At 70.5% G+C, this 20,368-nt stretch carries 22 protein-coding genes and 2 pseudogenes; 16 read left to right on the plus strand and 8 right to left on the minus strand.

Features of this window, described 5'->3' with window-relative positions:
- Positions 1 to 182: 182 nt before the first annotated feature.
- Together phoU and ABZT74_RS04355 are read left to right on the plus strand one after the other, a co-directional pair.
- Complete coding sequence (phoU, locus tag ABZT74_RS04350; protein ID WP_355873511.1) at positions 183 to 884, plus strand: phosphate signaling complex protein PhoU; 702 nt, start codon at positions 183 to 185, stop codon at positions 882 to 884.
- A gap of 153 nt (positions 885 to 1,037) precedes the next feature.
- Positions 1,038 to 1,190: a hypothetical protein gene (locus tag ABZT74_RS04355; RefSeq protein WP_356167316.1), complete on the plus strand. Its 153-nt coding sequence runs from the start codon at positions 1,038 to 1,040 to the stop codon at positions 1,188 to 1,190.
- Positions 1,191 to 1,278: 88 nt separating this feature from the next.
- On the opposite strand, the gene ABZT74_RS04360 is transcribed toward ABZT74_RS04355, so the two are convergent.
- From ABZT74_RS04360 to ABZT74_RS04370, 3 genes are all read right to left on the minus strand, one after another.
- A complete protein-coding gene (locus tag ABZT74_RS04360) occupies positions 1,279 to 2,046 on the minus strand; it encodes a calcium-binding protein (protein WP_356433347.1) in 768 nt (255 codons plus the stop codon).
- A 156-nt stretch (positions 2,047 to 2,202) separates the two neighbouring features.
- Positions 2,203 to 2,652 (minus strand): VOC family protein, encoded by a 450-nt coding sequence (locus ABZT74_RS04365; RefSeq protein WP_356433348.1) that lies wholly within the window; start codon positions 2,650 to 2,652, stop codon positions 2,203 to 2,205.
- 110 nt (positions 2,653 to 2,762) lie between these two features.
- Complete coding sequence (locus ABZT74_RS04370) at positions 2,763 to 3,248, minus strand: ATP-binding protein (protein ID WP_355873502.1); 486 nt, start codon at positions 3,246 to 3,248, stop codon at positions 2,763 to 2,765.
- Positions 3,249 to 3,403: 155 nt separating this feature from the next.
- Between ABZT74_RS04370 and ABZT74_RS04375 the strand changes: the two genes are divergently transcribed.
- The 7 genes from ABZT74_RS04375 to cpt all read left to right on the plus strand — a co-directional run bounded on the left by ABZT74_RS04375 (position 3,404) and on the right by cpt (position 10,964).
- Positions 3,404 to 4,318: a helix-turn-helix transcriptional regulator gene (locus ABZT74_RS04375; RefSeq protein WP_356433391.1), complete on the plus strand. Its 915-nt coding sequence runs from the start codon at positions 3,404 to 3,406 to the stop codon at positions 4,316 to 4,318.
- The gene (locus tag ABZT74_RS04380) at positions 4,281 to 4,412 is read left to right on the plus strand and encodes a DUF397 domain-containing protein (protein ID WP_356433392.1); all 132 of its coding nucleotides are present in this window, start codon (positions 4,281 to 4,283) and stop codon (positions 4,410 to 4,412) included. The genes ABZT74_RS04375 and ABZT74_RS04380 overlap by 38 nt, the downstream gene beginning before the upstream one ends.
- 302 nt (positions 4,413 to 4,714) lie before the next feature.
- Positions 4,715 to 5,626, plus strand: a complete 912-nt coding sequence (locus ABZT74_RS04385; RefSeq protein WP_356433349.1) for a hypothetical protein — start codon at positions 4,715 to 4,717, stop codon at positions 5,624 to 5,626.
- 289 nt (positions 5,627 to 5,915) lie between these two features.
- Entirely contained in the window at positions 5,916 to 7,334 is a 1,419-nt protein-coding gene (locus tag ABZT74_RS04390) for a hypothetical protein (RefSeq protein ID WP_356433350.1), read from the plus strand.
- 463 nt (positions 7,335 to 7,797) lie between these two features.
- Positions 7,798 to 8,091, plus strand: coding sequence for a hypothetical protein (locus ABZT74_RS04395; protein ID WP_356167330.1), 294 nt, complete (start codon positions 7,798 to 7,800; stop codon positions 8,089 to 8,091).
- A 282-nt stretch (positions 8,092 to 8,373) separates the two neighbouring features.
- A complete protein-coding gene (locus ABZT74_RS04400) occupies positions 8,374 to 10,335 on the plus strand; it encodes an Ig-like domain repeat protein (RefSeq protein WP_356433351.1) in 1,962 nt (653 codons plus the stop codon).
- A 95-nt stretch (positions 10,336 to 10,430) separates the two neighbouring features.
- The gene (cpt, locus tag ABZT74_RS04405) at positions 10,431 to 10,964 is read left to right on the plus strand and encodes a chloramphenicol phosphotransferase CPT (protein WP_356433352.1); all 534 of its coding nucleotides are present in this window, start codon (positions 10,431 to 10,433) and stop codon (positions 10,962 to 10,964) included.
- Between the two features lie 340 nt (positions 10,965 to 11,304).
- Here cpt and ABZT74_RS04410 read toward each other — a convergent pair whose 3' ends face one another.
- Positions 11,305 to 11,595 (minus strand): hypothetical protein, encoded by a 291-nt coding sequence (locus ABZT74_RS04410; protein WP_356433393.1) that lies wholly within the window; start codon positions 11,593 to 11,595, stop codon positions 11,305 to 11,307.
- A gap of 281 nt (positions 11,596 to 11,876) precedes the next feature.
- Positions 11,877 to 12,353, minus strand: a complete 477-nt coding sequence (locus ABZT74_RS04415) for an ArsI/CadI family heavy metal resistance metalloenzyme (protein ID WP_356433353.1) — start codon at positions 12,351 to 12,353, stop codon at positions 11,877 to 11,879.
- A gap of 79 nt (positions 12,354 to 12,432) precedes the next feature.
- Between ABZT74_RS04415 and ABZT74_RS04420 the strand changes: the two genes are divergently transcribed.
- The 5 genes and pseudogenes from ABZT74_RS04420 to ABZT74_RS04440 all read left to right on the plus strand — a co-directional run.
- Positions 12,433 to 12,813, plus strand: a complete 381-nt coding sequence (locus ABZT74_RS04420; RefSeq protein WP_356167345.1) for a metalloregulator ArsR/SmtB family transcription factor — start codon at positions 12,433 to 12,435, stop codon at positions 12,811 to 12,813.
- The gene (locus ABZT74_RS04425) at positions 12,810 to 13,553 is read left to right on the plus strand and encodes an MIP/aquaporin family protein (RefSeq protein WP_356433354.1); all 744 of its coding nucleotides are present in this window, start codon (positions 12,810 to 12,812) and stop codon (positions 13,551 to 13,553) included. The genes ABZT74_RS04420 and ABZT74_RS04425 overlap by 4 nt, the downstream gene beginning before the upstream one ends.
- A gap of 29 nt (positions 13,554 to 13,582) precedes the next feature.
- Positions 13,583 to 14,005 carry an arsenate reductase ArsC gene (locus ABZT74_RS04430; RefSeq protein ID WP_356167347.1) on the plus strand — a complete coding sequence of 141 codons (423 nt, stop codon included), beginning with the start codon at positions 13,583 to 13,585 and terminating at the stop codon, positions 14,003 to 14,005.
- Positions 14,002 to 14,294, plus strand: a pseudogene (locus tag ABZT74_RS04435) (GNAT family N-acetyltransferase); the annotation flags it as partial. The gene ABZT74_RS04430 and the pseudogene ABZT74_RS04435, both read left to right, overlap by 4 nt.
- A gap of 7 nt (positions 14,295 to 14,301) precedes the next feature.
- Positions 14,302 to 14,508 (plus strand): annotated as a pseudogene (locus tag ABZT74_RS04440) (ribosomal protein L7/L12); the annotation flags it as partial.
- Positions 14,509 to 14,611: 103 nt separating this feature from the next.
- Here ABZT74_RS04440 and ABZT74_RS04445 read toward each other — a convergent pair.
- The gene (locus ABZT74_RS04445; RefSeq protein WP_355879170.1) at positions 14,612 to 15,373 is read right to left on the minus strand and encodes a phosphoglyceromutase; all 762 of its coding nucleotides are present in this window, start codon (positions 15,371 to 15,373) and stop codon (positions 14,612 to 14,614) included.
- A 198-nt stretch (positions 15,374 to 15,571) separates the two neighbouring features.
- Here ABZT74_RS04445 and ABZT74_RS04450 point away from each other — a divergent pair, with 198 nt between their 5' ends.
- A complete protein-coding gene (locus ABZT74_RS04450; RefSeq protein WP_356433355.1) occupies positions 15,572 to 17,062 on the plus strand; it encodes an MFS transporter in 1,491 nt (496 codons plus the stop codon).
- A gap of 55 nt (positions 17,063 to 17,117) precedes the next feature.
- Here the strand turns inward: ABZT74_RS04450 and ABZT74_RS04455 are convergent, their stop codons facing one another.
- Positions 17,118 to 17,561: a DUF2000 domain-containing protein gene (locus ABZT74_RS04455; RefSeq protein ID WP_356433356.1), complete on the minus strand. Its 444-nt coding sequence runs from the start codon at positions 17,559 to 17,561 to the stop codon at positions 17,118 to 17,120.
- A gap of 49 nt (positions 17,562 to 17,610) precedes the next feature.
- Here ABZT74_RS04455 and ABZT74_RS04460 point away from each other — a divergent pair, with 49 nt between their 5' ends.
- On the plus strand, positions 17,611 to 18,402 hold the full coding sequence (locus tag ABZT74_RS04460; protein WP_356433357.1) for an AraC family transcriptional regulator: 792 nt from the start codon (positions 17,611 to 17,613) through the stop codon (positions 18,400 to 18,402).
- Positions 18,403 to 18,492: 90 nt separating this feature from the next.
- Here ABZT74_RS04460 and ABZT74_RS04465 read toward each other — a convergent pair whose 3' ends face one another.
- A complete protein-coding gene (locus ABZT74_RS04465) occupies positions 18,493 to 20,226 on the minus strand; it encodes a glycosyl hydrolase family 28-related protein (protein WP_356433358.1) in 1,734 nt (577 codons plus the stop codon).
- Positions 20,227 to 20,368: the final 142 nt, after the last annotated feature.

Consider the following 20,368-nt stretch of genomic DNA (forward strand, 5'->3'; position numbering starts at 1 on the left):
TCGCCCAGAGTTCACCCAGGAGCCAGTGTTGGTTCATTTGGGGTGCCGGAAACGGACGCGTACGAGCCGGATCGTGGGAGCGTGGGGTTCACGGGTCCCGTCCGCCGTCCTCCAGGTGGCCGGAACAGGCCGGTCCCGGACCCCGGACCCCCCGGAAGCTGACGTAAGAGAGGGACAACCACATGCGTGACGCGTATCACGAGGAACTTGACTCGATCGGCGACGGCCTGGTCGAGATGGCCCGGCTCGTCGGGTCGGCGATCGGGCGCGCCACGACTGCCATCCTCGACTCCGACCTGAAGCTGGCCGAGACGGTCATCGCGGCCGACCAGCGGGTCGACGATCTCCAGCACGAGCTGGAGGCCCGCGCGATAGCCCTGCTGGCCCGCCAGCAGCCGGTCGCCACCGACCTGCGCATCGTCGTCACCTCGCTGCGGATGTCGGCCGACCTGGAGCGCTCCGGCGACCTGGCCCAGCACGTGGCCAAGCTGGCCCGGCTGCGCTTCCCGGACAAGGCGATCCCGCACGACCTGCACGCCACGATCCTGGAGATGGGCCAGCTCGCCCAGCGCCTGATGGCGAAGGCCGCCGAGGTCATCATCACCAAGGACGTCGACCTGGCGATGCAGCTGGAGCAGGACGACGACGAGATGGACCTCCTGCACCGCACGCTCTTCCAGCACCTGCTGGACGACAAGTGGAAGCACGGCATCGAGACGGCTGTCGACGTCACCCTGCTCGGCCGCTACTACGAGCGCTTCGCCGACCACGCGGTGTCCGTCGCCAAGCGCGTCGTCTACCTGGTCACCGGCGAGCACGCGGACGAGCTGCAGCCGGACATCCAGCCCGACATCCAGCCGGCCGCCGGAGTCGAAGGGGTCTGAGCCCCCTCGCCCCGGGCGTGGGATTCACGCCCGGGGCGCGCGAGAAGCCCCAGTGCGCTGTTGATGCGCCGGGCCGAGTGGGCATGAGATGGGCGAACAGGAGCTGTGCGGCGCGGTCCGCCCCGCACGCCTCCGTGCCTGAAGGAGGGTCCCATGGCCGAATCCCCCAGCACGCCCGATCCCACGCAGGACCGCGACACCCGGCAGCCCGCCGAGATCAGGAGTCTCCCGCTGTTCGGCGCCTGCGGCTGCGGTTCCGGCTGCGGCTGCGGCTGCCAGTCGGGCAATCCGTGCCAGTGCGGCTGATCGTGTCCGTACGAAGCGAAGGGCCCCGTCGTCCTGACGGGGCCCTTCGCGTTCGTCCGGCACCGGTGGCGCAGGCTCCCCCGATGCCCTACTTCAGGGCGACGCCGTCCCCGTAGGCGGTGGCCCCGCTCGTGGTGCCGGTGGCGGCGAAGCTCCAGCGCCAGGTGCCGGCGGACTGCGCGGTGACGGTGGCCCTGACCTTGCCGCTGCTGTCGCTGGTGACGGTCTTGACCGTGCTGTACGAGGAGGACCCGGACTTCTTGAACTGGAGCGCGACGGACTGCCCGGTGTACCCGGCGTACACGTTGGTGTCCCAGTTGGCCCGGGTCAGCTTCCCGGTGACGGTGAGGGTGTGGCCCTTGGTGACGGGCTCGGGTGAGGCCTGGGTGTTCGCCAGCTCGGCGAACCGCTTGACCTTGACCGGCGCGCTGGTCTCCAGGTCGTAGAAGTCGCCGTCCTTGGCGGCGGCCTCCGCGGTGAAGTGCCAGGTCCCCGCCGAACTGTTCTTGAGGTCGTAGTAGTCGGTGCGGTTCGCGTCGAGGGCGTACTTGTAGGTGCACTTCAGGCTCGTCGACGAGGGCCGGGTGCAGGAGACGGAGTCGGGGTGGACGATCCGGCTGTCGGGGCTGACCAGCTTCGCGCCGTAGATGTCCTTGATCCCGGACCCGTCCTTGGCGGTGGCCGTGACGGTCATCGCCTGTGTCTTGCTCACGCCGACGTTGACGGTCGTCCTGCTGAAGGACAGCGAGGTGAACGCGGTGTCGCCCTTCCTGGTGTCGGCGTGCGCGGCGGGCGTCACGAACGACAGCAGGGCGAGGGTGCCGGCGGTGGCGGCCGCGGCGGTACGTATGCGCATGGTTCTCCAGGAACTCGGCCGGATCGTGGTCCGGGTAGGGGAGAGACACCTGGAGGGCGCGATTGGTTGTACGGAAGAGGGCGGTCGTTTGTACGGAAGAGGGCGGCGACCTGCGCCTTCGCGGCGGGGCCGGCCGGTACGGCCGCCCGCGGGCGCTCAGACGACGGGTTCCCCGACGCCGATCAGGTTGCCCTCGCTGTCGTGGAACCAGGCGCCGCGTTCCCCGCGGGCCCCCTTGCTCGGGTAGTTCCCCTCGACCTCGGCGATCCCGCCCCGCGTCCGCAGCGCCGGCAGGTCGACCTCCTCGAACACCACACCGCGGCGCTTCAGCTCCGCGACGACCGCCTCGATGTCGTCGACGCCCAACGCCATCTGCGTGAAGGTCCCCGGCGAGGACCCGGTCGACGCGAACAGCACGAACTCGCCGTCCCCGCACCGGTACAGCAGCCCGCCGGGCCGCTCGTCCACGGGGTCGAGCCCGAGCACCTCCGAGTAGAAGCGCCGGGCCCGCTCCAGATCCTGGGCGGGCAGCCGCGTCGCCACACCGCGCGCGCGGGTCCCCAGATCGTCCCTGCCGTTCGTGCCGCCGACTCCGTCCGTGTCCATGTCTCCACTGTGCCGCGCGCCGTGCCGGACCGCCCGGTCGCCCGATCGCCCGGAGGAGGCGCGAGGCGGCTGTGGGCCGGCGTGCCGATCACGCGGCGCGGGAGTCCCCGTCAGGTCGCCGGCTGCGTCGGCACCTCCGCCCACACCGTCTTGCCCACGGGGTGCCGAGGCGTCCAGCCCCAGCGCGCGGCCAGGACGTCCACCAGGAGGAGGCCGCGCCCGGACTCGCCGTCGGGATACGCCGGGGGCGGGGCGGCGGGCGGCCGTTTCGCGGCGGCCGCGTCGCTGACCTCGATCCGGACCAGCCCCGCGTCCGCGTCGAGGCCGAGCCGGAGCCGGCAGCCGTGTCCCGGGACGTGACCGTGCCGCACGGCGTTCGCGGTGAGTTCGCCCACGACGAGGGCGACCGCGCAGGACGCGTCCGACTCCGGCGCGTAACCCCACTCCTCCATCCGCCGTACGGCGAGACGCCGGGCGAGCCGGGCACCTCGCGGCGAGGAGGCGAACGGTGCGGTGAGTGCCCCGGTGTCCGGGTCCGCCTCCGGGTCCGCATCCGTCGGGGGCTCCTCGTCCGAGGTGGTCGTTCCTGTCAGCACAGCGTGTCCGTCCTTGCCGTCGTCCCCGAGTCGTCACGTTCCGTACTCAAGAGTCGTCGGACGCCCCTACGCTCGGTAGGTGACAGAGCCTTACCTTTCGGTTCGTAAGGAACGGAAGTGACGCCTTGGCCAACGGAATCGACCCCAGTACGTCGATGGCGGCGCTCTTCGGCTCACGGGTGCGCCGGCTCCGTACGGAAGCGGGGCTGACCCAGGCGGAACTGGGCCGCAGGACCCACGTGGTGAGCACCCGGATCACCCAGATCGAGCGGGCCTCCGGCGCGAAGCCCACGCTGGAGCTGGCGCGGGCCCTCGACGAGGCGCTCGGCGCGGACCAGTTGCTCGTCGAGCTGTGGCCGTACGTGTATCGGGAGGCGTTTCCGGACTGGTCGCGGAAGTTCATCGAGTTGTCGGGGCGGGCGGTCTCCATCAGCCAGTACGCGGCCCACGTGGTCCCGGGCCTGTTGCAGACCGAGGCGTATGCGCGGGCCGTCCTGAGTCTCGACGTACTCCTCAGCGGTGAGGAGCAGTTGGAGGAACGCGTGGCCGCCCGGCTCGCCAGGCAGGGGCGTCTCCGGTCGCCGGACCGTCCCGGCCTGTGGGTCGTTCTGGACGAGGCCGTACTCCGGCGCCCGATCGGCGGACCGAAGGTGATGCGGGAGCAGCTGGCCCAACTGCTCGACGCCGCGGGCGAATCCGGCTTCGGGGTGCAGGTCCTGCCGTTCGATCAGGGCGGGCACGAGGCGATGGGCGGATCGCTCACCATCCTGAGCCTTCCGGACGGGACATCGGCGGCCTACACAGAGGGGTCGGACTACGGCCAACTCATCGAGGAAACAGCCGACGTCAGTCGCTACACGGTGATTTACGATCGGCTTCGGGCGGCGGCCCTGCCCCCGCTCATGTCGCTCGACATGATCCGGTCCGCGATGGAGGGCACCTACCGTGGCGCGAATATCCCGTCCCGAACGGAACGACGCAGAGTGGCGCAGGAGCAGCTACAGCAATCAGGCGGGAGGCGACTGCGTGGAGGTGCTGGACGGAGTCCCGGGCGTCGTCCCCGTGCGTGACAGCAAGGCTCCGCGCGGGCCTGTACTCGCCTTCGAAGTCGGCGTCTGGACCCTGTTCATAGGCGAGTTGAAGGTCGGCGAGCTCCGGGTCTGAGCGAGCCGGGCCCTGGTCACCCTCCGTCTGTCGGCCCCGCCGGATCCTTGTCCGCGAGGGACCGGCGGCCCGCTGACCTCCCCAAGAACCGGGAGAAAGAACTACCCGCCCACCCACCCTCCCGCGCATGTCACCCGTCCGGGTGACGCGCTTGCGACGGAGGGATACGGACGGTTACGTTCGCCGCGACAACCGCAAACGAAGACGGCCCCCGGCCGGGACGGCAATCCCGAACGAGGGCCTGACCCATCAGGAAGAAGCACCTTCCCGATGGCTACCAGCAGGAAGAAAAGAGCTTCCCGATGGCTGATTCACAGTCTAACGCGCGCCTGCGCGCCGACGCCGGAGCTCCGACCTCCGGCGTGATCCACGTACGCACCCGCCTCACCGCCGACTTCACGGTGCTCGCGAACGTCCTCGCGCAGCGACGCGGCAGCGCGGTCACGATCGGCGTCGCGGCGTACATCTCTTCCCTGCCGGACGGCTCTCCCGTGAGCATCGCAGCACTGTGCGAGCACTTCACGGAGGGCGAGATCCTGATCTCACGGGCCCTCAGGGAGCTGGAGGGGGCCGGGTACCTGGAGCGACGCCGAGAGCGGATCTCCACCGGACAGATCCGAACGCGGACGTACTTCTACACGGTCCCCGGCAGTGACACGGATCCCGACCACCCGCCTCAACCACCGCGCCCGCGAGGCCCCTTGAGGCAGCAGGGGGACGCATCGAGGCCGGTACGGACGACGGTGCGGACGACGGCGGAGCCGCCGTCCGGGCGGCCGGAGCCGACGCAACCCGAACCGGAACAGCGGGAGGGGGGCGGGCCCGCCCTCGCCGACGCCGATCCGGGGGCGGTAGCCGTCCTCGCCTCCCTGCGCAGAATCGACCCGCGCCTGATCCTCTCGGAGGGGGAGGCGCGCCGCCTGGCACCGCCGGTGACGGAGTGGCTCGCGGCGGGCGTGGAGCCGTACAGGATCGCGGAGTTGCTGACCACGGGCCTCCCCGCCCACTTCATGGGCCGCCCGTCGGGCCTCCTGGCGTTCCGCCTGCGGGAGACACCGCTCCCGATCCCGGTCCGCGCACCCCAACTCCCCGCGGATCGCACCGTCGTTCACCCCTTCCAGACCTGCGAGGGCTGCGAACGCGCGTTCCGCGCCCCGGCCCCGGGCCACTGCCGCGACTGCCGGTCGAGAGGCCGCCTGCGCACGGCGAGTTGAGCCGCGCGGCGGCGGGTCACGGGGCAAGCGGGTCGCGGGGCAGGCGTCAGTCCTCCCCCGAGTGGGACCGCCGAACACCACTCGTCCGGACCTCACTCAGCGCTGAACCGAGGGAGCGTTCGCACGTTCTCTACCCGTACATGGGCAACCGTTCATGTGCCCCGAGGGTCTGGAGTGGTGAAGCCGTACGGCGTACAGCGCACGGAGTTCCTCGTGCCCGTAGGCGTACCGGCGGACTCGTATGCGGACGGCACGGGACGAAGCAGGACGACACGGGAGTGTGAACGGCATGGGACGGCGACGGATCCTCGCGGCGTGCGCGACGGCGCTGGCGGTGACGGGCGGGGCCTTGGGCATGGTGCCCGCGCAGGCGGCACCCGGCGGTGGTTCGGCCGCCGCCCGCGCCGGTGATCTCGACGGTGACGGCTTCGGCGACCTCGCCGTCGGCTCCCCCAGCGGCACGATCGCGGGCCACGCGAAGGCCGGCTACGTCTCGGTGATGTACGGCACCGCGCAGGGCGTACGCACCACGCGGAAGAAGGGCATCACCCAGCAGACGGCGGGCATACCCGGCACGCCCGAGGCGGGCGACCGGTTCGGGTCCGCGGTGGCCGTCGGCGACGTGGACGGCGACGGGTACGCGGACCTGGTCATCGGCGCGGGCGGCGAGGCGATCGGCACGGTCAAGGGCGCCGGCTCGGTCACCGTCGTGTTCGGCGCCAAGGGCGGCCTGAGCAACAAGGCCATCGCCTTCAACGCGCCCACCCCGACGGCTCGTCAGGGCTTCGGCGACCGGATCGCCGTCGGAGACTTCGACCACGACGGCCGTGACGACATCGCGGTCGTGGCGGGGACGAAGGTGCAGGTCGTGAAGGGCGCGGCCAAGCTGCGCGACACGGCGAAGCCCGCCATGAAGGCGTACACCCCGCCGGGCGGCGGCGCCGGAACCGGCCAGATCGCGGCGGCCGACGTGAACGGCGACGGGTACACCGACCTCGCCACCGTCGCCTACTTCGACGACCCGGCGGACGAGGGCACGCTCGGTGTCCTCGCCGGCTCGGCGACGGGCCTCACCACGAAGGCGCTGGGCAAGACGGGGCTGCCGTTCGCGGGGTACAGCATCGTCACCGGTGACATCACCGGCGACGGCAAGGACGACATCGTCATCGACACGAACTTCTCGGACGGCCCGGACGACTACCTGCTCCGCATGTACCCGGGCACGGCCTCGGGCCTCGGCTCGGGTGTGGCCTTCGGGGGATCGCCGCAGCCCGGCAGCGCGACCGCCCTCGCGGACTTCGACGGCGACGGCCACGCCGACCTGGTCACCTCGGACACCGGAGCGCCCGACCCGGACGGCTTCAACAACGCGGGCGCGGTGACGGTCGTCAAGGGCACCGGATCGGGCCTGGACCCGGCGCACCAGCAGACGATCACTCTGGACACGCCGGGTGTGGCGGGCGCGAGCGAGGGCAACGACCTGTTCGGCAGGGCGGTGGCGGCGGGCGACTACGACGCGGACGGCAGGGCCGACCTCACGGTGGGCGTCCCGGGCAAGTACCTGGGCACGGGCGCGGTCAGCGTCATCCCGGGCTCCTCCACCGGCCCGACCGGCACGAACTCCATCCTGGTCAACCCGGAGTACCTGGACCACCCGACGACGAAGGCGGCCTGGGGCTCGGCCCTGGGCGCGACGACCCGCCCCTGAACAGGATCATCACCTCGGGCCCGGCCGGTCACGTCACCGACCGGGCCCGAGCCTTGTGCGGACCGAAGAGAGACCCCGGCCGCCGAGAGTGAACTCCAGCCTCCTTCGGGCGAGTTGCTCAAATTGTGCTCAGGAAAAGGATCTTTCGCCTGAAGCGCACATGTCGCACTCATAGGGTCGGGGATGCGATCGCCGGCCAGGCGTTCCATCACCAACGGGAGCGACCATGGGCCACCGGCGTACACCGAACTACCTGGGCGAGCGGCACAGTTCGCGGCCACCGGTGAAGCGTCGGACGCGCCGTCCCCTCAGGTGCGCACTGCTGACGCTCCTCTGCCTGACGGGCTGCACATCCCACGGCTCCGCACCCAACGGCCATCCCTCGACGACTGCCCCTCCGCGGAGCGTCGCCCCACCGTCCCAGAAGCAACTGACCGCTCAGGCGCAAGCGGCCCTGGACGCCGTGACGGAGGCGGACAGTTCGATGGTCGAGTCGGGTGCCGAGCGGGTGACCGACGGTGTGCACACTCAGCCCGACCTGGCTGCCGGCACCACCTACGGACTGACCGTGGTGTGCGTCGGCCACGGTGGCGCCGAGACCGCGTTCACTCCCCGCGACGCAGGCCCGAAGAAGCGGATCCCTTGCGACGGGTCGGCGGTCTTCGAGCGGTTCACGGGCCGGGGTCCACTGCGCGTGGACGTCCGAGGAAACCCCGGTTCGACCGGCGTGATCGCCTGGCGGGTCAACAAGGTCTGATCACCGAACGGGCTCCCGCCTTACGGGGTTCCGTGCCCCTGCGCAGCGCAGCGCGGCCGTCTCGGGTCGGACGATGTTCACCCTCCTCATGCGGAAATCAAGCGCATACACGTGATCTCCGCACACCCGAAAACCTCTCCTCAATTGTCACAGCCATGCCATACGCTGCTCACAGCAGCCGCGCCCCGCACATCACCGCAGTTCCGTGGTCATGTCCGGGTGCTGCGCGGCGCACTCGTCTCCCCGGTCTCGTACCGGGTTCCACGTGGGGGTAACAGCACTGTGCGTACGCGCAGCATCTCGATCGCGACGGCTGTCGCGGTCCTCTTCGGTTCGGCCGCTCTGAGTCTCGGTACCGCCGGCACCGCCTCGGCCGCTCCGGCCGCCCGGGTCACCACGCCCGGCGGCCTCGCCGTGGACGGCGTCGTGAAGCGGGTGTTCGTCGGCGACAGCGCCAACGGCACCGTCGTGGCCGCCGACTACTCCGGTGCGGTCCTCGGCTCGATCAAGGGCGTCACGGGCGTCAGCGACCTGGCGGTCTCGGACGACGGGGCGACCGTGTACGCGGCCGCGCCCGAGATCCACGAGATCTGGGCCATCGACGCGAGCACCCTCGGCCTCAAGGCCCGCTACACCGTCCCCACCAACACCGGCCCGCGCCATGTCGCGTTCAGCGGCGGCAAGGTGTGGTTCTCCTACGGCGACCAGTGGGACGGCAACATCGGCTCCGTCGACCCGTCGGTCGACCCCGCGAGCGGCACCGACCCGGTGACCATGGAGCAGATACCGACCGAGGGCACGTCCGTCGGTATCTGGGGCCAGGCCCTGCTGGACACCGATCCGACCCAGCCGGGCATCCTCGCCGTCGGCGAGACCGGGCTGTCCACGGCCTCGATGGCCGTGCTCGACGTCTCCAGCGGCAAGCCCGCCCTGGTCGCCTGGCACAACGGCGACTACTCGCTGAACAGCGGCATCGGCGACATCGACCTGGTGCCCGGCGGCAAGCAGGTGCTGGTCAACGGCAAGGACCGCGACGCCTACGCGGACGGCTCCTTCAAGGCCGCCGGCTCCTACCCCAACGGCCAGTTCGCGGACGTCGCCTCCAACGGCTTCCTCGCCCAGGTCAACGGCTCCAAGATCCTCACGTACCAGCCCAACGCCACCCTGCCGCTGCACACGTACGACCAGGGCACGGCCCAGACCGCCGACCTCGCCTGGGCGCCGGACGACTCCCGGGTCTTCGCGCTCGTCAGCGCGGACGGCGGCTACGGCCTCAAGGTGCTCACCGGCACGGCGCTGAACAGCCCGACCCTGACGGTCAACGCCCCGTCGAGCGCGACGCGGGCCAAGAAGCTCACGGTCACCGGCAAGCTCACGGCGACGGTTCCGCTGCCGGCCGGCGCGAAGCTCCAGGTCACCCGGACCGACCTGGACTCCCCGAGCGGCAAGGCGCTGCCCGCCGTCACGGTGAAGTCGGACGGCACGTACTCCTTCTCCGACACCCCGCCCGCCGGCGGCACGGTCACCTACAAGGTGTCGTACGCGGGCGACGCCGGGCACTCCGCGGTCACCGCGAGCGACAAGGTCGACGTCTCGCGCGCCTCGGCCTCGCTGAGCCTGAACAACAACGGCAAGGTCTACTCGTACGGCACCGACGTGACGTTCACGGCGCACCTCGGTACGACGTACAAGAACCGCACGGTCGAGATCTGGGCCAACCCCTACGGCGGCGACAAGCCCAACAAGCTGATCAAGACGGGGACCGTCAGCTCCGGCGGCAACATCTCCGCGAAGATCGACATGACCCGGGACACCGAGGTCACCGCGATCTTCAAGGGCGACGCCCGCTACAAGTCGAAGACCGTCAAGGCCACGGGCTACGCCAAGGTGAAGAACTCCACCGCGGTGACGAAGCAGTACAAGACGGCCAAGATCGGCTCGCACTCGTACTACTGGTTCCACAAGAACACCGACCCGCTGCTCACCACGACGATGACGTACTACCCGGGCCGCAAGCAGCGCATGGACATGCAGGTCTACTACGCCGGTTCGTGGTACACCACCGACGGCAGCCCGCAGTACTTCAAGCTCGCGTCGAACGGCAAGTCCGGCGTGCGCCTGGAGGCCCCCGGCACCTCCGGCATCAAGGTGCGCATGCGCTCCTCGTACATCAACAACTCCTCGGGCGACAACGTCAACTCGACGACGTACGGCTCGTGGAAGTACCTGTACTTCTCCAACTGACGGGAGCGCCGGAGAACGGCGCCCACCCCGAGCACTGGCCCTCCTCTCCCGGAAACCCGTGGAGAGGGGGGCCGTTCCGTGTCTACGGTGACGCGGTGACAATTCAGGTGATCGTCCTCAACGGTGGTTCCAGCTCGGGGAAGTCGGGGATCGCCCGGTGTCTTCAGGCGGTCCTGCCTCAACCGTGGCTGGCGCTCGGGACCGACACCCTGGTCGACGCGATGCCGGCCGCCATGCGGGCCTCCGACACGGGGATCGAGTTCGCTCCCGACGGCGAGGTGACCGTCGGGCCGGAGTTCCGGACGCTGGAAGCCGCGTGGATCGAGGGCATCGCCGCGATGGCCCGCGCGGGGGCCAGGATCATCGTCGACGAGGTCTTCCTCGGCGGCCCGGCCTCGCAGAAGCGGTGGCAGGAGGCCCTGCACGACGTACAGGTGCTGTGGGTCGGCGTCCACTGCGACGCCACGGTCGCGGCGGGCCGCGAACTCGCACGAGGCGACCGCCCCGTCGGAATGGCCACGTCCCAGGCGGACGCGGTCCACCGGGACGTGTCCTACGACCTACAGGTCGACACCACCCACACCGAGTCACTGGACTGCGCACGGATCATCGCGGCACGCACGGGGTGACGGACGCCGGGCCCGTCCATCGCGCTGAGGTGCCGAGGAGCGACCGGCGCCGGAAGCCTCAACTGGCCGACACGGCAAGCCACTCCGAGACCAGCCTCAGCCACGCTGCCGTCGAGAGGAGCAAGCACCGACAACCGGGGCCTGGCGGCGGCGATCGAGCCCTCAGCTTGGGAAGCTGCGGGCATTTGGAAGCGGCTGGGCCGCTGACCTGAGTGAACGGCAGGGATGAAGGCTTGCCTGGCTCGGCGGCCTTCACCGTGATTCCCCGCTGTTCACCGCTCGATCTGGTGCGGTAGTGGTGCGGCTGGAGCCCCACTTGCCGGGCAGCTCCGTCGCCTACTCAGCCGATGAGTTCATGGATCGCGACCAAGAGGTTGAACACAGCCGGCAGGACGAAGATGCCGCCAACGCCGATCCACATACACCCGGCTGTTCGGTGCCCACGGCTCGGGGCTGGCGGCGGGATCAGCCGATCAGCGGTTCTCATCGTCTCGCTCGGGGCGATCAGGCTGCGCCCGGTGCTGCGCTGCCGTCGCCCCAACCATATGAAGACGACTGCGGCCATGGCCGTGAAGGCCGCCAGTTGAAGATGCTCACCCGGCGTATCGGCGCCAGCAAGCATTACGGCCACGTACGACAAGACAACTCCCCCACAGGATCACGATGCGTGGATCACCTCACAACGGCATAACCATGTCAGGCGGGTTGGACGCCGCTCACGGAGTGCATTGTCCACACGCTTTCCAACTGTGGTGGTGGGCTCGGGGGTCGCGAACGGGGTCGTTCATCTGCGTTCACGGGGGATCGACCGTGGGAGCGGCTACCGGCTTCCGTCTCGTCTGAACGACCGTGAACGGCGCTGAATGAGACGGAAACTGACACGGCCGGGCGCGTGCGGCCGGGCTGTTCGATTTACTGCCCGCAGGCACATCCGGCGGCTGCGGGGGCTGCTTCCTCGGTCGCCTGGCTGGTGCAGCAGCCGTCACCGGTCGCGGCCGGGTCGGCGCTCTTGCCGAGGGTGTCGGCGTCGGCCTTGACCACGTAGACCTCCCAAGGCTCCTTGCCGGGTCCATGCACCCACACCTTGTCCTGGAGGGCGTAGCAGCAGGAAGTGTCGTTCTCCTCGAAGGTGGCCAGGCCGGCGTCCTTGAGCCGGGTGGTGGCGGCGCTGACCTGGTCGGTGGACTCGACCTCGACGCCGAGGTGGTCGAGCCGGGTCTCCTCGCCGGGTGCGCCCTCGATCAGGACGAGCTTGAGCGGGGGTTCGGTGATGGCGAAGTTGGCGTAGCCCTCGCGTCGCTTGGCCGGTTCGGTGCCGAACAGCTTCGAGTAGAAGGTGATCGACGCTTCGAGGTCGCTGACACGCAGGGCGAGCTGAGCGCGGGACATGGCGGGTCTCCCATCGGCTTGCATTGATGTCTGTCGATGCAAGCTTGTGTCCTGAATCGAAGGATGTCAACATAGACACATGTCGAAGCAAGAGCTTGTGGTTCTCGGCCAGGCCGACGAGAACGGCGCGTGCTGCCCCGGCCTGGCGACCGCCCCGCTGAACGAGGACCAGGCGGCCGAGCTGGCCAAGCTGTTCAAGGCGCTGGGCGACCCGGTACGCCTGCGGCTGATGTCGATGATCGCTTCCCAGGCGGGCGGAGAGGTCTGCGTGTGCGACCTGACCCCGGCCTTCGACCTGTCCCAGCCGACGATCTCGCACCACCTGAAGCTGCTGCGGCAGGCCGGTCTGATCGACTGCGAGCGGCGGGGTACCTGGGTCTATTACTGGGCCCTGCCCGCCACCCTCGACCGGCTCGCCGCCTTCCTGAAGACGCCGCAGACGTCGGCGGCGACCGCGTGAGCGTCCCGTTGGCCCGCCGGGTTGTCGCCGAGTTCGTCGGCACGGCGGCCCTGGTCGCGGTCGTCGTCGGCTCCGGCATCCAGGCCACCGAACTGACCCATGACGTGGGCGTGCAACTGCTCGCCAACTCCCTGGCGACGGTCTTCGGCCTGGCAGTGCTGATCCTGCTCCTGGGACCGGTCTCCGGTGCGCACTTCAACCCCGCCGTCTCCCTCGCCGTCTGGGCCTCCGGGCGCCGTAACGGTGACGGACCGGCCGGGCGGGAGGTCGCCGCCTACATCCCGGCGCAGATCACAGGAGCTGTCGCGGGCGCGGTTCTGGCCGATGCGATGTTCGGCAGGCCGCTCGTGCAGTGGTCCGCCCACGACCGCTTCGCCGGTCACCTATGGCTCGGCGAGGTGGTCGCGACCGCCGGACTGATCCTGCTGATCTTCGGCCTGGCCCGCACCGAGCATGCGCGCTTCACGCCCGCGGCTGTGGCCTCCTACATCGGCGCGGCGTACTGGTTCACATCTTCTACCTCGTTCGCGAACCCTGCGGTCACCATCGGCCGGGCCTTCACGGACACCTTTGCCGGAATCGCCCTCGGCTCCCTCGGCCCGTTCATCGCTGCCCAACTGGCGGGCGCCCTGCTGGGCCTGGCCTTGGTGGACGCGATCTTCGGACGCCCGGCGACCGCACCGGCCGCCCCCGCCGGCCTTCGGGCCGAACCCGAACTCGCCGCCCCGGCAGCCCCCTGACAGGCCCTCCACCAGAAAGCTCACCCGCCATGAACACCCCCGCTGAAAAGCCGTCCGTACTCTTCGTCTGCGTGCACAACGCCGGTCGCTCGCAGATGGCCGCAGCGTTCCTCACCCACCTCGCGGGCGACCGTGTCCAGGTGCGTTCCGCCGGGTCCGCGCCCGCCGCGACGGTCAATCTGGCGGTCGTGGAAGCGATGGCGGAGGTCGGCATCGACGTCTCGGCCGAGGTCCCCAAGGTGCTGACGGTCGAAGCCGTTCAAGCCTCGGACGTGGTCATCACGATGGGCTGCGGCGACACCTGCCCGGTCTTCCCCGGCAAGCGCTACCTCGACTGGGAGCTCCAGGACCCGGCCGGACAGGGCGTCGATGCCGTACGCCCCATCCGCGACGAGATCGAAAAGCGCATCCGCGGCCTGATCGACGAGATCTCCCCGGCCGACCAGACATGAGCGCCGCCGGTGGGGTTCGCATCGCGGCCATGAGGCCCGCGCACGCCGACGAGGTATTGAAGATCTACCAACTCGGCATCGACGAGGGCAACGCCACCTTCGAACGATCGCACCCACCTGGGAACACTTCAACGCCACCAAGCTGCCCGACCACCGACACGTCGTACTCGACGACTCGGGCACGGTGCTCGGCTGGGTCGCGGCGGTGCCGGTGTCGGACCGGTGTGTGTATGCCGGCGTCGTCGAGCACTCGGTGTACGTCCACCCCGACGCCCGCGGCAGGGGGATCGGTAAGTCTCCGTGTGATGGACGTCGTCCAAGTCGTGCGTCGGCTAAAGGGGCTGAGCCTGTGGCACAGCAAGGTTCTGGTGACGCAGGTTCCCGCCGTCATCCTCGTCGGCCTGCCCGAGGAAGACGCGGCGGCAGCCGTATCGGCCCTCCGCGATGCGGGAGGCCAGGCAGAGTCGAGAGAACAGCCGGAGCCGGACTTCCTGAAGCGCTGAGCACGGCCCGACGAAGCAGCTGACGGCCCAGAGACGGCCTCAGCACAGCAACAAGCCCCCTACCGGCGGAGAACCCGCAGGTAGGGGGCTTGTCCGTGTCGCGTTACTTCTTCTTGCCCTGGTTCTTGACCGCCTCGATCGCTGCTGCTGCCGCGTCGGGGTCGAGGTAGGTGCCGCCCGGGGTGAGGGGCTTGAAGTCGGCGTCCAGTTCGTAGGAGAGGGGGATGCCGGTGGGGATGTTCAGGCCCGCGATGTCGGCGTCGGAGATGCCGTCGAGGTGCTTGACCAGGGCGCGGAGGCTGTTGCCGTGGGCCGCGACCAGAACCGTGCGGCCGGTCAGCAGGTCGGGGACGATGCCGTCGAACCAGTACGGCAGCATGCGGACGACGACGTCCTTGAGGCACTCCGTCTGCGGGCGCAGCTCGGGCGGGAGCGTCGCGTAGCGCGGGTCGTCGAACTGCGAGTACTCGGCGTCGCGGTCGAGCGGCGGCGGCGGGGTGTCGTACGAGCGGCGCCAGAGCATGAACTGCTCCTCGCCGAACTCGGCGAGCGTCTGCGCCTTGTCCTTGCCCTGGAGGGCGCCGTAGTGACGCTCGTTCAGGCGCCAGCTGCGGTGGACCGGGATCCAGAGGCGGTCCGCGGACTCCAGCGCCAGCTGCGCGGTGCGAATCGCGCGCTTCTGGAGCGAGGTGTGGACCACGTCGGGCAGCAGGCCGGCGTCCTTGAGCAGCTCACCGCCGCGTACTGCCTCCTTCTCGCCCTTCTCGTTGAGGTTGACGTCCACCCAACCGGTGAACAGGTTCTTCGCGTTCCATTCGCTCTCGCCGTGGCGGAGGAGGATCAGCTTGTACGGTGCGTCGGCCATGCCTCCGAGCGTAATCGAACCCCCCGACCGCTCGCGCGCTCGGTCGCCAGTCGGACACCCGCGCCCCCGCTTCGCCGTCCCGCGCCCTCCCCGGCGCCCGTCAGTTGACGGCATCTGTTAATCGAGTGGCTCTCCGGGGCCACCCCCTCGTAAGTTGTGCTCACCGCCAGAGCCGCTTACGTCCGTGGGGGATTTTCCATGCCTGTCGCCGTCGTCAGACGTGCCGTCCGGGAGACCGTGTCCGGGCTCCCCCGCGAGTTCTGGTGGCTGTGGACCAGCACGCTCATCAACCGGCTCGGCGCCTTCGTCGCCACGTTCATGGCCCTCTACCTGACCCTCGACCGGGGCTACTCCGCCTCGTACGCCGGTCTCGTCGCGTCCCTGCACGGCCTCGGCGGCGTCGTCTCCTCGCTCGTCGCCGGCGTCATGACCGACCGGTTCGGGCGGCGCCCCACCCTGCTCGTCGCGCAGGTGTCGACGGCCGGCTCGGTCGCGCTGCTCGGCTTCATGCAGGACCCGGTGGCCATCGCCGCGGTCGCCTTCCTGGTCGGCATGGCCAGCAACGCCTCCCGGCCCGCCGTGCAGGCGATGATGGCCGACATCGTCCGGCCGGAGGACCGCGTCCGCGCCTTCTCCCTCAACTACTGGGCCATCAACCTCGGCTTCGCCGTCTCCTCGATGGGCGCCGGCTTCATCGCCGAGTTCAGCTACCTCGCGGGCTTCCTCATCGAGGCCGGCATGACCCTGATCTGCGCGTTCGTCGTCTTCGCCAAGCTCCCGGAGTCCAAGCCGGTCCAGGTCGCCAAGGAGACGGCGCCCGCCGTCGGGCTCGGGACGGTGCTGCGCGACGGACGGTTCATGAGCGTCGTCGGCCTGTCGTTCCTCGTCGCGCTGGTCTTCCAGCAGGGCTCGGTCGGGCTCCCGGTCGCGATGGGCGAGGCCGGCTTCACCCCGGCGGACTACGGCACGGCGATGGCGGTGAACGGCGTGATGATCGTCGTGCTCCAGATCCCGGTGACCCGTTTCATCGAGCACCGGGACCCCCGGCGGCTGCTCGTCGTCTCGTCGATCCTCGCCGGGTACGGGTTCGGGCTCACCGCCTTCGCCGGGTCGGTGGGGGCCTTCACCCTGACCGTCTGCGTGTGGACCCTCGCCGAGATCGTCAACGCCCCGACGCAGACCGGGCTCGTCGTCCGGCTCTCCCCCGTCCACGGCCGCGGCCGCTACCAGGGCATGTACACCCTCTCCTGGGCGCTCGCCTCGCTCGTCGCCCCCGTGATGTCCGGCCTCGTCATCGACCATTTCGGCGCCGCCTACCTCTGGGGCCTGTGCGCGGTGGTCGGCACGGTGGCGGGCCTCGGCTACGCCCTGCTCATGCGCCGGCTCCCCACGGAGGACTCGGTCCGGGAGCCCGTACGGGAACCGGTGGCGGCGACCGTGCGGGAACCGGTGAAGGCAGCCGTACGGGAACCGGTGACAGCGGCCGTACGACAGCCGGTCGCGCAGGCCGTACGGACCTCCGCGCGCGAGTCCGTGCCCGAGCCCGAGGCCCGTCCGGCATCCCTCGCGGACGAGGTGGTCGTGGACGTCGGCCCCGCCGCCGTGGGCTGCGGCCCCGCCCTGGAGGCCGCCCCGACACCGGCCCCGGAACCGGCACCGGCCCTCCGTACGGAGTCCACCCCGGTCTGAGCGGCGGACAGCGGACACGGCGTCCTCGGGGCGGGACGACCCCGGCCCGAAGACCTCACGGATGCATCCGCGCCCCCTTCACCACCTTGTCCACCGCGTTCCGGGGGCCGTGCACCGCGAGGCCCACCAGGTCCAGGTCAGCGGTCGGCACGGCCCGTACGGCCGCGCGGTTGTCGCGGTCGTTGCCCGTGGCGAACAGGTCGGACGTGAAGATCGACCTGGGCAGGGCCCGGGAGAGCGCGCGGCCGTGGGCGGCGGTCAGCGTCTCCTTGGACGCCTCGAAGACCATGACGGGCTGGCGGAACATCGGCAGGTAGGCGACCGCGTCGGCGTCCTCGTAGGGCTCACCGACCACCTCGGGGACGGCCGTGCCCAGGCCGCTGACCAGGAAGGCGGTCACATTGAGCCGCTGCCAGGGCTCCAGGTCGTCGCGCAGGACGACAGCGATCTTGGTGTCGAAGCGGACGGGTGCGTCGTCGGAGACGTTCATGCTGCTCATGCACTGAGACTGCCGACCGGGGCCCGCCGCGGTCTTGTACGTTCTTTGCATGGCCCCGCAGCGGGAGATCTCCGCGTGGCGCCCGGGTGTCCCGGGCGTCGTCGAGGTGTTCCACGCCCACTACACCGAGTACGCGTACCCGATGCACGTACACGAGGCCTGGACGCTGCTGATCGTCGATGACGGCGCCGTCCGCTACGACCTGGACCGGCACGAGCACGGCACCCCGCACGACACGGTGTCGCTGCTGCCGCCGCACATCCCGCACAACGGCGCCCCGGCCACCGCGGACGGTTTCCGCAAGCGGGTCCTCTACCTCGACAGCTCGCGTCTCGGCGACGACCTCATCGGGGCCGCCGTGGACGGACCCGACCTGGTGGACCCGGTGCTGCGGCAGCGCGTCGGACAGCTGCACACCGCGCTCGCGCACCCGGGGGACGAGCTGGAGGCGGACAGCAGGCTCACCCTGATCTCGGAGCGGCTGCACGTTCGGCTGCGTCCCGCCGCGGCGGCCGGCCTCGTGCGCCCCGACCGGCCGCTCGCCCACCGGTTGCGCGAACTCCTCGACGCGCGCCTCGTCGAGGGGATCGCCCTGGACGAGGCGGCCCGGCTCGTGCACGCTCATCCCGCCCATCTCGTACGGGCGTTCAGCGGGGCGTTCGGCATCGCCCCGCACCAGTACCTGATGTCCCGCCGGGTGGACCGCGCCCGGCGGCTGCTGCTCGACGGGCGCCCGCCGGGCGAGGTGGCCGCCGCGACCGGTTTCTACGACCAGTCCCATCTCACCCGCCATTTCCGGCGGTTGGTGGGGGTGACTCCGGGGCGGTACGCGCGGTCGTGAACGGCCGCCGCCCGCCTCGGAGTCGACCGCTGCCTCCGGAGGCCCGCGCTCGGCCTCGTGCGGCTAAGGGTCCCGCTCGCCCTCGTGCGGCTAGAGGTCGCGCTGGGCCTCGTGCAGGTTGCGCGGGCGCACGACGTCGGTCGTCCCGTACAGCTCCAGGCGGGCGTGCAGGTCGCCGGTGAAGTCGGGGACGTCGATCTGGTCGGACTCGGTGACCTCGTTGACGCCGACGGTGGCGCTGTAGGGGGCGAGTCCGTCGATCTTCATCAGGCCGGCGCGGCCGTTGGTGACCCGGATGTTCCAGTGGGTGAAGCGGGCGCCGAACAGCGGTCCGGCGGAGGCGTCGCCGCCGTGCCGGCCGTCGTTGTCCACGGTGATGTCGGTGCGGACGTTGGCGAACGGCAGCCCGCGGTGGGAGTCGAAGGTGCCCATCCGCATGTCACCGCGCGACCAGACGTTGTACGAGGACAGGCCCTCGACGTTGATGCCGTGCAGCTGGGTACCGGCGGGCGCCGGGACGGTGCGCTCCTCGATGGTGAAGTCCTCGATCAGGTTGTCGTGCGAGCCCTCGCGGCAGAAGTACGGGTGGTGCGAGCCGCGGCCCGCGACCCGGGTGCGGCGCAGGGTGCAGGCGGAGGCGGCGACGAGGCCGAAGCCGTTGTCGACGTGGCGCACGGTGACGTCGTCGACCCAGCAGTCGTAGGCGCACTGGAGGACGACGCCGTTGTACCCCTTGTCGAGGAGGTGCGGGGACTGCGGTGTCTCCACTGCCTCCAGGGTCAGCCCCTCCACACCGGAGCCGGTCAGTTCCTCGACGTGGGTGGTCAGCCGGGGGTCCCACTCGGGGCGGACGTCGAGCGGCAGGGGCCGTTCGAGCGTCACCCGGCGGCCACGCACGCGTGCCACACGGACGGGCCATTCGTAGGGGACGTACGACGTCAGTTTCGTCTTGTCGTCCCAGTAGTACGCCTCCGGGCCGGGGCCGCCGCCCGACATGTGCTCCAGGAGGGTGTGGTCCGCGTCGTCGGCGAGGCGGAGGAGGACGAGGGCGCCGGGGCGCAGTTCGGAGGCGTCCGCCACGGTCACCGTCCAGGAGCCCTGGCGTGCGGGCTCGACGGTGGTGAGGGTCTGCCAGGCGTCGCGCGTGTTGCCGGTCCAGCCCTCGAAGGGCCACGCCTTCGCCCTGATGGCGTCGACGAGCGAGTCCAGCCGGGCGGTGGGTGCCAGCCAGACGAGGCCGCCGGCCCAGGACCAGGAGGACTTGTCGCCGCCGTAGCGGGATCCGTAGGGGCCGATCAGCTCGGTGAGGTTCTTGGTCGCGTGGAGCGTCGTCCGGCCGCTGCCGGCGCCCCGGAGGACCACGTTCGAGTGACCGATGCGGATCAGGTCGTCGATGCGGTAGGTCCCGGGCGGGATGGTGACCGTGCCACCGCCGGCCCTTCCGGCGACGGCGATGGCACGGTTGATCGCGGGGGCGCAGTCGGTCGTCCCGTCGGCGGCGAAGGCGCCGTGGTCGCGGACGTCGGTCACGGCACGGTGCCGGGGCAGGCGTGCCGTTCCGCCGCCGAGGCCGGCCCTGCCGACGTACGGGATCTGCGGGTGGGTGAACGGGGAGCGGGCGAACTCACGCCAGATCGCCGGTACTTCGCCGTGCCGTGCCGGGGAGTTCGGCGGAATCCCCGCGGTCCCCGCGGCCGTTCCCGTCGCCGCGGCCGTTCCCGCCGCCGTGCCGGTCACGGCGACGGCCGCCACGGCCGTGGCACTGCCGAGCAGGGTCCGTCTGGCCATCCCCGCGCGCCCGCTGTCCCGGTGCCTGTTGCTCATGCCCGTCCGCCCTTCCATGGTGCTCGTCCGACCCAACACACTCTTCATGGATGTGAACGACGTTCAGATCTGCGTCGGCGGCGAGCATGCCACGAGGACCCTGTGCACCGGAAGGGGTCGCGCACGGGTCAATGGCAGGGTG

The sequence above is a fragment of the Streptomyces sp. NPDC005302 genome, from assembly GCF_040607345.1.
Taxonomy (GTDB): Bacteria; Actinomycetota; Actinomycetes; order Streptomycetales; family Streptomycetaceae; genus Streptomyces.

Excerpts from the sequence above, each read along its gene's own strand:
- phoU (WP_355873511.1), top strand. The coding sequence starts at position 183 with ATGCGTGACGCGTATCACGAGGAACTTGACTCGATCGGCGACGGCCTG.
- ABZT74_RS04355 (WP_356167316.1), top strand. The coding sequence starts at position 1,038 with ATGGCCGAATCCCCCAGCACGCCCGATCCCACGCAGGACCGCGACACC.
- ABZT74_RS04360 (WP_356433347.1), bottom strand. The coding sequence starts at position 2,046 with ATGCGCATACGTACCGCCGCGGCCGCCACCGCCGGCACCCTCGCCCTG.
- ABZT74_RS04365 (WP_356433348.1), bottom strand. The coding sequence starts at position 2,652 with ATGGACACGGACGGAGTCGGCGGCACGAACGGCAGGGACGATCTGGGG.
- ABZT74_RS04375 (WP_356433391.1), top strand. The coding sequence starts at position 3,404 with ATGGCGGCGCTCTTCGGCTCACGGGTGCGCCGGCTCCGTACGGAAGCG.
- ABZT74_RS04385 (WP_356433349.1), top strand. The coding sequence starts at position 4,715 with ATGGCTGATTCACAGTCTAACGCGCGCCTGCGCGCCGACGCCGGAGCT.
- ABZT74_RS04390 (WP_356433350.1), top strand. The coding sequence starts at position 5,916 with ATGGGACGGCGACGGATCCTCGCGGCGTGCGCGACGGCGCTGGCGGTG.
- ABZT74_RS04415 (WP_356433353.1), bottom strand. The coding sequence starts at position 12,353 with ATGTCCCGCGCTCAGCTCGCCCTGCGTGTCAGCGACCTCGAAGCGTCG.
- ABZT74_RS04420 (WP_356167345.1), top strand. The coding sequence starts at position 12,433 with ATGTCGAAGCAAGAGCTTGTGGTTCTCGGCCAGGCCGACGAGAACGGC.
- ABZT74_RS04430 (WP_356167347.1), top strand. The coding sequence starts at position 13,583 with ATGAACACCCCCGCTGAAAAGCCGTCCGTACTCTTCGTCTGCGTGCAC.
- ABZT74_RS04445 (WP_355879170.1), bottom strand. The coding sequence starts at position 15,373 with ATGGCCGACGCACCGTACAAGCTGATCCTCCTCCGCCACGGCGAGAGC.
- ABZT74_RS04450 (WP_356433355.1), top strand. The coding sequence starts at position 15,572 with ATGCCTGTCGCCGTCGTCAGACGTGCCGTCCGGGAGACCGTGTCCGGG.
- ABZT74_RS04455 (WP_356433356.1), bottom strand. The coding sequence starts at position 17,561 with ATGAGCAGCATGAACGTCTCCGACGACGCACCCGTCCGCTTCGACACC.
- ABZT74_RS04460 (WP_356433357.1), top strand. The coding sequence starts at position 17,611 with ATGGCCCCGCAGCGGGAGATCTCCGCGTGGCGCCCGGGTGTCCCGGGC.
- ABZT74_RS04465 (WP_356433358.1), bottom strand. The coding sequence starts at position 20,226 with ATGAGCAACAGGCACCGGGACAGCGGGCGCGCGGGGATGGCCAGACGG.